The sequence below is a fragment of the Luteimonas sp. A482 genome (assembly GCF_054072655.1).
On the sequence record NZ_JBSVRO010000001.1, the window covers coordinates 1243187 to 1255894 of the forward strand.

Here is a 12708-nt window from a genome sequence, read left to right on the forward strand (position 1 = left end):
CCCGCGCCGTTACGCGGGCTCAGGCGTCCTCGTGACGCAGCACCTGCACCGTCTCGCCGGTGTCGATGAAGCCGCCGGACTGCCGCGCCCACAGCTGCGCATAGATCCCGCCAGCGGCGGCCAGCGTGTCGTGCGCGCCCTGTTCGACGATCGCGCCCTGGTCCATCACGATCAGCCGGTCCATTGCCGCGATGGTGGACAGGCGGTGGGCGATGGCGATGACGGTCTTGCCTTCCATCAGCCGGTACAGGTTTTCCTGGATCACGGCCTCGACCTCGGAGTCGAGCGCGGAGGTGGCTTCGTCCAGCACCAGGATCGGTGCGTTCTTCAGCAGTACGCGCGCGATCGCCACGCGCTGGCGCTGGCCGCCGGACAGCTTGACCCCGCGCTCGCCGACGTGGGCGTCGTAGCCGCGCCGCCCCTGGCCGTCGCTCAGTTCCAGGATGAACTCGTGCGCGCGCGCCTGCCGCGCGGCCTCGATCATCTCGTCCTCGCTCGCGTCGGGGCGGCCATAGAGGATGTTGTCGCGCACCGAGCGGTGCAGCAGCGAGGTGTCCTGGGTGACCACGCCGATCTGCGCGCGCAGCGAGTCCTGCTGCACGCTGGCGACGTCGGTGCCGTCGATCAGGATGCGTCCGCTCTCGCAGTCGTGGAAGCGCAGCAGCAGGTTGACCAGGGTCGACTTGCCCGCGCCCGAGCGGCCGACCACGCCGATCTTCTCGCCGGGGCGCACGTGCAGGTCGAGATGGTCGATCACGCCGCCGGTCTTGCCGTAATGGAAGCCGACGCCGTTGAAGCGGATGTCGCCGCGCACGCGCGCCAGCGCCGGCGCGCCGGGCGCGTCATCGACCGTGGGCGGCAGCGAGATCGAACTGATCCCGTCGTGCACCGTGCCGATGTTCTCGAACAGCGCCGACAGCTCCCACATGATCCACTGCGACATGCCCAGGATGCGCAGCACCAGCGCGACCGTCACCGCGATCGTGCCGGCGCCGATCGCGCCCTGGTGCCACAGCCACAGGCCGAGCACCACGGTCCCGAACAGCAGCGCCATGTTCATCGCGTACAGCAGGCTGTACACGTGCGTGGCCAGCCGCATCTGCGGATAGACCGTGGTCAGGAAGCCGTCCATCGCCTCGTGCGCATAGGCCTGTTCGCGCCTGGAGTGCGAGAACAGCTTGACCGTGGCGATGTTGGTGTAACTGTCGACGATGCGCCCGGTCATCTCCGAGCGCGCATCGGCCTGCGCCCGCGAGATCTTCTCCATGCGCGGCACGAAGTGCTTCATCAGCAGCCCATAGGCCGCGATCCAGGTCGCGAACGGCAGCATCATCCGCCAGTCCGAGGCGCCGGCCACGGCCAGGGTGCCGAAGAAGAACACCAGCACGTAGTTGCCGATGTCGAGCAGCTTGATCACCGTCTCGCGCACCGCCAGCGAGGTCTGCATCAGCTTGGTGGCGATGCGCCCGGCGAACTCGTCCTGGAAATAACCCATGGACTGGCGCAGCAGGTAGCGGTGCACGTTCCAGCGGACCCGCATCGGGAAGTTGCCGAGCAGGGTCTGGTGCTGGACCAGCGCGTTGGCCAGCACCATCAGCGGCAGCACCAGCAGCACCAGCGCGCCCATCCACAGCAGGCGCGTGCCTTCCGCTGCCAGGAACGTTTCCGGCGTGGTGCTGCCTAGCTGGTCGACCAGCGAGCCGACATAGGCGTACAGCGCCAGCTCGGCCACCGCGATGCCGGCGGTGGTCAGCGCCATCAGCAGCAGCCATTTCTCGGTGCCGCGCGTGTAATGGCGGCAGAAGGCGTACAGCGTGCGCGGCGGCTGCGCCGGCGGATCCTGCGGGAACGGGTCGAGCCGCGATTCGAACCAGCGATACATGGCTTGGGTGGCTGGCGGGGGGCGGGCATTGTCGCCGATCGCCAGTGAGCTCGCGTGCGGCATCCATGGAACGACGAATGCCGGCAGCGGCGCGATGCGGCGCGGGACGGTGGGTGCCGCGTCCTGGCGTCTTCGGCAGCGGGGCGGGCGCGCCTGCGCGAGGTCAGCGACCGCCTCCGCCGCCCCCACCGCCGCCACCGCCGGAGAATCCGCCGCCACCGCCGCTGGAGGAACTGCCGGGTGGCGTCGACGAGGATGCGATCTGCGAGGCCAGGCTTCCACCGATTGCCTTGGTGAAGCTGCCGATGTCGCCGATCGAGCCGGCGCCGTTGCTGGCGTGGTACCAGCCGATCGCCGAGGTCGCCGTGGCGGCGGCCGCTGCCCCCACGGCGAGCGTGAACCTGCGGGTCCAGGCGTCCTCGACGTCGAGCGCGACCGCATACGGCAGCAGGGCTTCGAAACGCCCGGCGTCGAGGGTTGGTCCGGATCCTTCGCCGCCAGGTGCCTGCAGCCGCTGCAGGTCCTGCTTTTCGGCCACGCCCAGATAGCGCCGCAGGCCTTCGATATGGTCGAGCACGCGGCGCCCTTCGCGGGTGGGCGCGCGCACCAGGAAGGCGAAGGCGATCACGATGGCCAGCATCGCCAGCATCGGCACGGCCGCGAACACCAGGCCGCCGCCGGTCTGCACGCCCAGCGTTATGGCCGCTGCGCAAGACAGCAGCATCAGCAGCAGGGCGACAACGCTGCTGCCGGTGTTGTTGTGGAACATCGTGCCCTGGAAGCGCTGCTCGAGTCCCTTCTGGTGGGCGCTGGTGGCCGCCTGCAGCAGCGGTGCGCTGTCCTTGTCCAGTTCCACCGTGGACGCGGCGGCAAACAGCCCTGAGGCCAGGACCGCCGCATCTCCAGCCGGCGGCGGGCCCGCCTTCTCGAGCCGCCAGTGGTCGCTGAGCAGGCCCTTGTCGCGCTCGATCCGCAGCGCGCCAGCCACCGCGAGCGTCAGCACGTCGGCCGAGAAGCAGCGTGTGTCGTAGGCCATCCGGCGGATGTAGCGCAGCCCGGCCGGCGTGATGCCCTCGGGCGGCTCGTAGCGCACGATCACCGTACCCGCGGGCGGATCGCGGCCCACCTGGTGCCAGCGCAGCGCGCCGTAGCCCGCAACCACCAGCAGGCCGAGCAGCGCGACCAGCAGCGCGATGTTGTCGGCCAGCAGCCAGCGCGCGCGCTGCGTGGCGTCTGGCGCGGTGACCACGCCCTTGGGAAAGGACAGCGCGATGGTCAGGCCTTCGCCAGGCTGCAGCGGCGAGGTCAGCCACCATGTCGCGACGCCGGGCGAGGGCGTGGCTGTCCGGTAGGCCTGGCCGCGCGCGCCCTGCGGGCCGGTCCAGCCCTCGGCGGTCAACGACGCCGTGGGCACCGGCTGCGGCAGGCGCACTTCCACGCTGCCCGCCTCGATCGGGAACACCCAGCCGGTGCCGATCGCATTCCAGTACAGCTCGTCGTGGCCATCGAAGAAGCCGAGCTGGCGGGTGGTGCGGTAGCGCAGGGTGTAGCGGTGCGTGGCCGGCACCGGCAGCAGGTCGTCGTTGCCGGTGTTCACGCGCACACCGTTGTCGCGGCGCTCGGTGAACCAGGGTTCTGGCTGGCCGTTGCGCAGCACGTCCACCACCTCGAACCCGACCACCACGCGGTTGCCGTGGCGGTCGCGGTAGCGGGTGGGGAAGTCGCGATAGATGCCGCGGCGGATCTGCCCGCCTTCGGCGCGCACGCGGATGTGCTCGGTCACCTCGAGGCTGCCGTCGGCGTTGACCAACACTTCGATGTCGTAGGACTGGATGCGCTCGGCCGCGCGCAGCGGCAGTCCGCATGCGGCCAGCAGCAGGCAGGCGCAGGCAAGCCGGAGCAGGGCGCTCACGGCAACCGCACCTGCACCGGCGCGCGCTGGGCATCGCCGGACTCGAAGAACTCCTCCTGGCCAAAGCCGGCCAGCCGCGCGACCACGAGATCGGGCACGCGCTGCGTTGCGTCGTTGTAGTCGCGGACTGCGCCGTTGTAGAAGCGTCGCGCGTACTGCAGTTGCTCCTCGACCTCGACCAGGTCGCGCTGCAGCTGCGCGAAGTTGTCGCTGGCCTTCAGGTCGGGATAGGCCTCGCGCAGCGCGAACAGTCGGCCCAGCGCCTGCTCGAGCGCGTCTTCCACCTGCGCCAGCCGGGGGCGGCTGGGCTGCGCCAGCGCCTCGGCGCGCAGCGCGGTCACTGCTTCGAGCACCGCGCGCTCGTGGTCGGCGTAGGCCTGCACGGCCGCAACCAGCTGCGGCACCAGGTCATGGCGGCGCAGCAGCTGTACGTCGATGTCGGCCCAGGCGGTGCGCACCTGGTTGCGCAGCCGCACCAGCCTGTTGAAGGCCAGCACCGCCCAGGCGAGCAGGGCGAGCAGCAGGCACAGCGGCAGCAGCAGGGACAGGCGCATTCGGGCAGGTTTCCCGGCGGGCTGGAGGCAGGTGTACTGGACGCGTGCGGGTGGTCCGCTGTGACAAGGGTAGCGGAGCGGCAGGGCTGCGCGGACCCCCTGGAGCCGGCCCGGCGCTGGCGTACACTCGGTCGCCCGACCCCAACGCAAGGCCTGATCGACCATGAACAGACTGCGCCTGTTTTCGACCATCGCCGCACTGGCCCTGTGTGGCAGCGCCCTGGCCCAGCAGCCCGCGTCGCAGCCGGCCCCGGCCGCGCAGCCCGCAGCGGCGCAGCAGCCGGCGATGGAGCAGCTCACGCCCGAGCAGCGCGCCGCGCTGGCCAAGCAGGATGCGGATATGACCCAGGCCGCGCTGCAGGTGCTGCAGATGGTCGATGGCAACCGCGTCGGCGAGGTCTGGGACGGTGCGTCTGCCGCGATGAAGCAGATGGTCTCGCGCGACGAGTTCATCAAGCAGGTCACGATCGACCGCAACCGCCTGGGCGCGGTGTCCTCGCGCGGTACGCCGGAAGTGAGCCGCTCGCTGTTCCGCGCCGGCCAGCAGGTGCCCGAGGGCCTCTACATCAACGTGCGTTCGGCGACGACCTTCGCCAGCAACGCGCAGCCGGTGCGCGAGCTGGTGTCGTTCCGCCTCGACGAAGACCGCGTCTGGCGGGTGTCGGGCTACAGCCTGCGCTGAGTCCGGTGCACGACGCGCCGGATGACGGCGCGTCGTTTCTCATCGGTGAGGATGGCGCCGTCCGCGCCGCTCCGGATCGTGCGCCGCGATGTCTCCCGGGCGTTACGGCGGACTTGCCGGTTCCGTGGTGCCGGGCACGGGAATGACCTCGCCCGATACCAGCGAGTAGCGTCCGTCGTCCCCGACCCGGTAGCTTGCGCGGTAGCCCGGTCCGATCTCGGCACCACGGCCCGTGTCCTCGATGATCGCGAACGCATCGGCCGACTCGATGTCGTAGTCGCGGCGGTACAGGATTCCCATCGATCCGACCAGCAGATGGTCGACGAGCGCGCCGTCGACGCGGCCGGCGGTGAACAGCACGTCGCGATGCGCGGGCTCGAGGATGGTGCCAATATCCGTGCGCAGCAGCCAGACATCGGCCGCCGTCGTCGAGCCGACCCGGAACAGCTGCAGCTGCGCAGGCGACAGCGCACGCAGGTCCAGCGTGCCGTCCTCTTCGTGGTAGGCGAAAACCCTGCCGTAGGCCCGGTCGAACGCGGCCGGCGATTTCAGCGTGCGCGTGCCGAACAGCGACAGCACGCAGCGGCCCACCGCGGCGCCCATTCCGGGATCGTCGTGCGCCAGCGCGAACCCCTCACGCAGCGGGAGCTGCAGCGAGACCAGCGCGCCCGGCATGCAGCTGAGCGTGGCCGGCGTGGGCGTGGTGGTCGCTGACGTTGCCGAGTCGGCGGGTGCCCGGTCGGCGCATGCGGGGAGCAGGCACGTGGCGAGCAGGCAGGCGAGGCGCGTTGCGGCAGGGCGGCTTGCGCAGGCGCTGGAAACTACGGGCATGCGTGGTGCGTCGGCTGTCGATGCAACCTTGATGATACGCGCCCCTGCGCGGCAGTCCGACGCGCGCAGCCTCATTCGCGTTCGAAGCGTGCCAGCTCATCGAGCAGGCGCTGGCCGCGGCGGATGCCATCGCTGCCGTCGTTGCTGCGGCAGCCGGTGCCATCGGCAGAGGCGCGACCCGCACGCTTTGTCCTCCACGCCGCCCAAGCCCAGGTGCCGAGCAGGCCGGCGATACCGACGGCGAGGCTGGCGGCGATCCATGCCGGTGTGCCCGCTGCAGGATCGACTTCGCCCAGGCCCGCGAACGCGAGCACCACCGGCAGCCACATGATCCACCACGGGGCCCCGCAGAGGCCGGAGTTGAGCGCCTGCAGGCGCAGCAGCGTCGCCATCTTTTTCTGGATCCTCAGCACCGGCGCCGAATAGTCGATGCTTGCGGAGAAGGTGATCGTCATTGCCGCCATCACCGCCGTCATCAACCCGACTGCATGCACCAGCAGGCCGCTGGCCAGCAGGCCGGGCACGTCGGTGTTGCGCGTCCAGCAGGCCACGCCCAGCATGATTAGCGCGATGCCGAGCAGCAGTTGCAGCACCTGGCCCCACAGCAGCGGTCGCAGCTGGCCGCGAACGCGGTCCAGGCGATGTTCGCGCAGCAGCTGCCACTGCAGGTCCTGCTGGCGCTCCAGCTGGTGGCCCAGGGTCTGCCAGGCCTGCCTGAGTTCGTCGAGTTCCATGGTCGTGTCCATCTGTCTGCAGTGGGGTGTCAGCGCCAGCCGCCGGCGGCGGCCCAGTCGCGCAGCCGCTGCTTGAGGCGGCTGATCCGGGTGGTGACATTGCTTTCGCCGAGGCCCAGGACCTCGGCCATCTCGCGGGTGCTGCGCTCCTCCAGGTACAGCACCAGCAGCGCGCGGTTGAGCGGGTCGAGTGTGTCCATGAAGCGCCGCAGCAGGCGCAGGCGCTCGGCATTCTCGTGGCTGTCGGAGCCCTCGTCGGCGGGTTCGTGCACGCTCTCGTCGAGCGGCACGGCGTGGCGGCGGCGCAGGCTTTCGCCGCGCAGCCACGAGATCGCGGTGTTGAGCGCGATCCGGTACATCCAGGTGGAGAATCTGCGCGACGGGTCGTAGCCCGGCCATGCACGCCAGAGCTGTGCGGCGATGTCCTGGGCGAGGTCGGCGCGGTCCTCGGCGGCGTACGCGTAGCTGTTGGCCACCTTCAGCACGATGCCGCGATGCTGCTGCAGCAACGCGTCGAAATGGCTTTCCGGGGCGTCGGCCGTTGGCGCGTCGTCCATGTCGCGGCTGCGGGAGAATGTGCCTGTCATGCCGGGGTGATACGCGGCGGGGCAGGGTTTGTCACATCCGCGAGGGTCGATTCATTCGATGATGCCCTTGGCCTCCGACGTTCCCAGCACCTCGGGGTGGTCGATCCGGCGCTGCGGATGCAGCAGCGGATGCACGAAGACCGCGACCAGCAGCACCGCCACGCCTGCGTAGAACATCGGCGTCAGCTCGTGCTGCTCGCCCAGCAGCAGCATGGCCAGGATGATCGCGTAGACCGGCTCGAGGTTGACCGCCATCTGCGCGGAGAATGCACTGATGTGGCGCAGCGCCACCAGCGAGAGGGCGAACGGAAACAAGGTGCAGGCACCTGCGAGCAGGAGCAGCCACAGTGCGTCGCTGGCCGAGGGCAGTGCCAGCAGCGGCCCGGCGAATACCGGGAACAGATGCGGCATCAGCGGCGCCAGCAGGGTGAGCGCGATGGTGCCGGCGCCGAGTTCGACCGCCGTCACCGTCAGTGGATCGGCATGCTCGACCAGGCGTTTGTTGAGCGAGCCGAAGACCGCCACGAACAGCGCAGACAAGCCTCCGACTGCGATGCCCACGCGCATGTCGGCCGACACCCCGCCCACCACCAGGGCCACGCCTGGCAGCACCAGCACGCCCAGCGCCAGCTCACGCATGGAAAAGGGGCGGTGCGCGAGCTTGGGTTCGATCAGCGCCACGAACACCGGGGCGAGGGCCATGCAGGTCGCCGCCACCGAGGCGTTGGCCAACTTGATCGCGCCATAGAACGTCAGCCAGTGCAGCGCCACCAGCACGCCGATGCCCGAGTAGGCGAGCAGCAGCCGCGGCGAGAGCGCGCGCAGTCCGCGCCACACCCGCGGCACCAGCATCAGCGCCAGCACCACCAGGCCCATCCGCCACCACACCAGCGGCAGTGCCGGCAGCGTGATCAGTTTGCCGAGGATCGCGGTGAAGCCCCACAGCACGACGCACAGGTGGATCTGCCAGTGGGCGCGGGCGCTGGGGGTCATCGAAGCGGGGTCGGGTGACGGGCGGGCAGGATGCCTCCGCGCCGCGCAAACGTCACGCTCTTCAGCCGCGCCCGGCGGTCGCTGGCGCGGGCTCCGGTCCAGGCGGCTGCACAGCCAGCCAGTCGATCACGCGCTGTACCGCCGCGCGCGGCCGCCGGTGCGCCGGATAGACGATGTGGTAGGCGTATCGGCCCGGCATCGTCGCACCGGGCAGGCGCTGCAGCTGCCCGCTTGCGAGCCAGGGGGCGACGATGCGTTCGCGCGCCAGCGCGGCGCCCAGCCCGATCGCCGCGGCGCGCAGCATGTCGGTGCTGTCGCTGAAGATGAACTGCTCGTCGATGCGGCTGCTGCGCACGCCGTTGGCGCGGAACCAGTCGTGCCAACCCTGGTGGGACAGGTCGGCGACCAGGGGCAGGCGCAGGATGTCGGCAGGCGATGCGACATCGGCCATTCCCGGCAGCGAAGGCGCAGCCACCGGGAACAGCGTCTCGTCCATCAGGTGGATCGCGGCCAGCCCCGGCCAGCGCCCCGGGCCGTGGCGGATGGCAAGGTCCGGGCCGACATCGTCCAGGCGGGTCAGCGCAATCTCGGTGTCCACGCGCAGGCGCAGGTCGGGATGCGCCCTGGCGAACGCAGGCAGCTTCGGGATCAGCCAGGTGTAGGCCAGCGAGTGCAGGGTGGTGATGCGCACCGTGCGCGCGTCATCGCGGCTGCGCAGGTCCTGCATGGCGCCGTCGAGGTCGTGGATCGCGCCGCTGGCGATGTCGGCGAGGTGGCGGCCTTCCGCGGTCAGCGAAACGCCGCGTGCGTGGCGCTGGAACAGGGCCACCCCCAGGCGCGATTCGAGCTTGCGCACGTGGTGGCTGACCGCGCTCGCGGTGAGGTGGAGCTCCTCGGCGGCGTGCGCGAAGTTCTGGTGCCGGGCCGCGGATTCGAACGCGACCAAGGCCGGCAGCAGGTCGGAGCGCAGTGTCATGCGAGCCACAAATCCCGTTTGTGCCTTGGCCAAAAAGTATGCGCTTGTGCCTGTCGGGCGGACAAGCACAATCCACCGCTCACCACAGAGAGATTGCCGCCATGTCCTGCCAGAACGTCACTGCGGCAACGGCGCCGCGCGCAGAGGCGGCATGGCTGACGCCGCTCGAGCTGTGCGTGCTGGGCGCGATCTGGGGCGCGTCGTTCCTGTTCATGCGGGTGTCCGCGCCGGACTTCGGGGCCGCGCCGCTGGTCGAGGTGCGCCTTGCGCTCGGCTCGATCGTGCTGCTGCCGTTCCTGTGGCGCGCGCGCGGGCAGTTTCCGCTGCGCCTGTGGCCGAAGCTGGCGCTGATCGGCGCGATCAACTCGGCGGTGCCGTTCCTGCTGTTCGCCTGGGCGGCGCAGCGCGCGCCGGCCGGCATCGGCGCGATAGCCAATGCGATGACCGTGCTGTTCACCGCGCTGATGGGCTTCCTGTTTTTCGGCGAACGCATCGGCACGCGACGTGCGGTGGCGCTGCTGGCCGGTTTCGCCGGCGTGGTCGTTCTCGCCAGCGGCAAGGTCGCGGGCATGAGCGTGGGTGCGGCCGCGCTGGCCGGTGCCCTGGCCTCGCTGCTGTACGGCCTCGGCATCAACCTGGTGCGCCGCCACCTGACCGGCCTGCCGCCGGCCGCGGTGGCCTCGGCCACCCTTGGCGTCGCTGCGCTGATGACCCTGCCGCTGGCGATCGCCACCTGGCCGGCGCAGCCGCTGCCGCTGGCCTCTTGGCTGTCGGCGGCAATGCTCGGCGTGCTGTGCACGGGCATCGCCTTCGTCATGTACTACCGGCTGATCGCGCGCGTCGGCGCCAGCCGCGCGTCCACCGTCACCTATCTGGTGCCGCTGTTCGGCGTCGCCTGGGCCTGGTGGCTGCTGGACGAACCGCTGACCTGGACGATGGCACTCGCGGGCGCCCTGATCCTGGGCAGCGTGGCCTTCAGCCAGGGGCGGGTGCGATGAGCCAGAAGCGCGTGCAGTTCGACTTCATGGAAGCGAACAAGCGCGTCCCGTCTCCCGACTCAGGCGGCTGAATCCCCGGTCTCACGCGACGTGGCCGGCACCCCGTCTGCGCTGCCTCCGGAGCGTCGCTGCTGCGCGCGCCCGAGCCAGATCCCGAGCATCGCCCAGAACAGCGCCAGCGGAACGACCACGGTGACGAGCCCGCCCAACGCCAGGCCGACGCGCCCGAGCACGCCCTCGACCTGTGCGCCCACCACGTCGCCGGCGCGGTACACGAAGGTGTCGATGAAGGCTTTGGCCTTGTACTTGTCCTCGCGGCCGATCACGGTGAACAGGGCCTCGCGCGCAGGGCGGGTGAGGCCGCGCTGCACCGCCCGGTTCATGGCCTCGAGCAGGATCAACACGGCGAACGAGCCGTAGATCGCCAGCCCGACGAAGCCGAGCGCGGTGGCCACCGGCAGCGCCGCCAGCGCGAAGCCCAGGCCGAAGCGGCGGATGATGTGTCCGGTCAGCGTGAGCTGCAGCAGCAGCACCGCCACCTGGGTCCACATGTCGATGTTGCCCAGCAGGCTGGTGCGCGCGTCGAGGTCGCTTTCGGCGGCGGCCACCATCTGCAGGCGGGTGAAGTAGATGAATGTCGCGACGATGGTCATCGTCAGCACGTAGCCGGCGATTCCCATCAGATAGGGCGAGGAGAACACCGCGCGCAACCCGGCCCAGGCGCTGCCGCCGATGCGCTGCTCTTCCTGCGCGATGGTGGCTGCTGCCGGTGCCGCGTCCGCAGCGGGCGCGCGGCGGTCCGGACGCACATGCACCAGCGCCCAGGCCAGGCCGACCGCAAGCAGCAGGAAGCCGGCCGCGATCAGCAGCAGGCTCGGCGTGCCCAGCGGTTGGGCCAGGCGCGACGCCAGCCACGGCCCGAAGATCGCGCCCAGGGTGCCGCCGACCGCGATCAGCGCGAACAACCGCCTGCCCTGGTCGCTGGAGAAACGATCGGCCAACAGCGCCCAGAACACCATGGTCACGAACAGGTTGAACACGCTGAACCAGACGTAGAACATCTGTCCGCTGCGCGCACCCACCACCCCGGGCGCGAACGCCAGCAGCGACCAGAACCCGACCAGGCTCAGCGCGAAGAACACGTAGGTCGCGCTGATGAAGTGCAGCCGTCGCAGGCGCGCGACCAGCCAGCCGAACAGAGGATTGACCGCCAGCGTCACCAGGGCGGTGCCGATGAACAGCCAGCGCACGCTGTCGATGCCGCGCTCCATGCCCAGCGCGTCGCGCGCCGGGCGCAGCATCATCAGCGCGGTCAGGATGCAGAAGAAGAACGCGCCGGCGATGAGCACCGGCGCGAGCTCGCCGCGCCGCAGGTTGAACAGGTCGGAGATCCGCTCGCGCATTGCCATCGATCAGGTGAACATCGCCACCAGCTCGGCCTGCCGCGCCTCGTCGAGCAGCGGGCCGATGCCGCCCTTGAGGTTGTCGGCCTGGCGCTCGGGCTTGCCGGTGGCCGGGATCACCGCGGTCACCGCCGGATGGCTTACCGCGAACTTCAGGAACATCTGCGCCCAGGAACCCACGCCTACTTCTTCCGCCCAGTCGGGCAGCGCCTTGTCGCGGCTGGCGGCAAACAGCTTGCCGTCGTCGAAGGCGCGGTTGACGATCACCGCGATGCCCAGCTCCTGCGCAAGCGGGAAGATGCTCTGCGCGGCCTGCGGCGCGTTGACCGAATAGTTGATCTGCACGAAGTCGGGCTTCTCCGCGCGCATCAGCCGCGCGGTGTCGGCATGGCCGCGCTCGAGGTAATGGGTGATGCCGATGTACTTCACCTGGCCCTCGGCCTTGAGTTCGCGCGCGTAGGGCATGGCCTCGGCCATGTTGCGCAGGTTGTGGACCTGCAGCAGCTCGACGCGGTCGGTACGCAGGCGGCGCAGCGAATCCGCCCATTGCGCCTCAAGTTCGGCGCGGCTGTCGGCAGCGAGCTTGGTGGCGAGGAAGCAGCGTTCGCGCCAGCCGCCCTCCGCGAGCAGGGCGCCGACCACGTCCTCTGCGTTGGTGTAGTTGGGCGAGGTGTCGATCAGGCTACCGCCGCCCTCGAAGAACACCTTCAAGACGTCCTTGAGCGCATCGAACTCCGCCGAGTCCAGCGGCACCTCGTAGCTGCCGGAGGTACCGACACCGATCACCGGAATCGCCTCCCCGGTCGATGGGATGGCGCGCGTGAGCAGGGCGCCGCCGAGCGGCACGATGTCGGCGATGGCGCCGGTGGGCTTCTCACGTGGGCGTGGCGAGGCCGGGTCCGGCATCTCCTGGCTGCAGGCGGCGAGCGGGACAAGCGCCAGTCCGGTGGCGGCGAGGCCGGCAGTAGCGATGAAATCGCGGCGGCTGGTCATGACGGGACTCCTCGTGACGGGGCGGGCAGGACAGGCGCGTCGATGCGCGGCAGGGTAGGCACAAGTGGCCATGTGAATCCAGTGACGGGGCAGGCATCCGCCGCGAATGTTCCTGCTCCCTGGCCGCGCGCGCGACGCCCTCTGCTCCCTCCCTCGCGGAACG

12 protein-coding genes are annotated in these 12708 nt (G+C 70.2%); 2 read left to right on the forward strand and 10 right to left on the reverse strand.

What is annotated here, in order from left to right:
* Positions 1–19: 19 nt before the first annotated feature.
* From ACW5DW_RS05535 to ACW5DW_RS05545, 3 genes are all read right to left on the reverse strand, one after another.
* Positions 20–1882, reverse strand: coding sequence for an ABC transporter ATP-binding protein (locus tag ACW5DW_RS05535; RefSeq protein ID WP_457017759.1), 1863 nt, complete (start codon positions 1880–1882; stop codon positions 20–22).
* A gap of 163 nt (positions 1883–2045) precedes the next feature.
* Positions 2046–3794: a DUF2207 domain-containing protein gene (locus ACW5DW_RS05540; protein ID WP_457017761.1), complete on the reverse strand. Its 1749-nt coding sequence runs from the start codon at positions 3792–3794 to the stop codon at positions 2046–2048.
* The gene (locus ACW5DW_RS05545; RefSeq protein WP_457017762.1) at positions 3791–4348 is read right to left on the reverse strand and encodes a LemA family protein; all 558 of its coding nucleotides are present in this window, start codon (positions 4346–4348) and stop codon (positions 3791–3793) included. Before ACW5DW_RS05545 ends, ACW5DW_RS05540 begins: the two co-directional genes overlap by 4 nt.
* 163 nt (positions 4349–4511) lie before the next feature.
* On the opposite strand from ACW5DW_RS05545, the gene ACW5DW_RS05550 reads away from it, so the two are divergent.
* Complete coding sequence (locus tag ACW5DW_RS05550) at positions 4512–5030, forward strand: DUF4019 domain-containing protein (RefSeq protein WP_457017763.1); 519 nt, start codon at positions 4512–4514, stop codon at positions 5028–5030.
* A 102-nt stretch (positions 5031–5132) separates the two neighbouring features.
* Here the strand turns inward: ACW5DW_RS05550 and ACW5DW_RS05555 are convergent, their stop codons facing one another.
* The 5 genes from ACW5DW_RS05555 to ACW5DW_RS05575 form a co-directional block, all read right to left on the reverse strand.
* A complete protein-coding gene (locus tag ACW5DW_RS05555; RefSeq protein WP_457017764.1) occupies positions 5133–5861 on the reverse strand; it encodes a hypothetical protein in 729 nt (242 codons plus the stop codon).
* A 71-nt stretch (positions 5862–5932) separates the two neighbouring features.
* A complete protein-coding gene (locus ACW5DW_RS05560; RefSeq protein ID WP_457017765.1) occupies positions 5933–6607 on the reverse strand; it encodes a hypothetical protein in 675 nt (224 codons plus the stop codon).
* A 17-nt stretch (positions 6608–6624) separates the two neighbouring features.
* Complete coding sequence (locus ACW5DW_RS05565; RefSeq protein ID WP_457018411.1) at positions 6625–7152, reverse strand: RNA polymerase sigma factor; 528 nt, start codon at positions 7150–7152, stop codon at positions 6625–6627.
* 81 nt (positions 7153–7233) lie between these two features.
* Positions 7234–8175 carry a DMT family transporter gene (locus ACW5DW_RS05570; RefSeq protein WP_457017766.1) on the reverse strand — a complete coding sequence of 314 codons (942 nt, stop codon included), beginning with the start codon at positions 8173–8175 and terminating at the stop codon, positions 7234–7236.
* A 61-nt stretch (positions 8176–8236) separates the two neighbouring features.
* A complete protein-coding gene (locus ACW5DW_RS05575) occupies positions 8237–9151 on the reverse strand; it encodes a LysR substrate-binding domain-containing protein (RefSeq protein WP_457017767.1) in 915 nt (304 codons plus the stop codon).
* 101 nt (positions 9152–9252) lie between these two features.
* On the opposite strand from ACW5DW_RS05575, the gene ACW5DW_RS05580 reads away from it, so the two are divergent.
* On the forward strand, positions 9253–10149 hold the full coding sequence (locus tag ACW5DW_RS05580) for a DMT family transporter (RefSeq protein WP_457017768.1): 897 nt from the start codon (positions 9253–9255) through the stop codon (positions 10147–10149).
* A 59-nt stretch (positions 10150–10208) separates the two neighbouring features.
* On the opposite strand, the gene ACW5DW_RS05585 is transcribed toward ACW5DW_RS05580, so the two are convergent.
* Positions 10209–11552, reverse strand: coding sequence for an NTP/NDP exchange transporter (locus tag ACW5DW_RS05585; protein WP_457017769.1), 1344 nt, complete (start codon positions 11550–11552; stop codon positions 10209–10211).
* A 9-nt stretch (positions 11553–11561) separates the two neighbouring features.
* Positions 11562–12545 carry an aldo/keto reductase gene (locus ACW5DW_RS05590; RefSeq protein ID WP_457017770.1) on the reverse strand — a complete coding sequence of 328 codons (984 nt, stop codon included), beginning with the start codon at positions 12543–12545 and terminating at the stop codon, positions 11562–11564.
* Between the last annotated feature and the right edge of the window lie 163 nt (positions 12546–12708).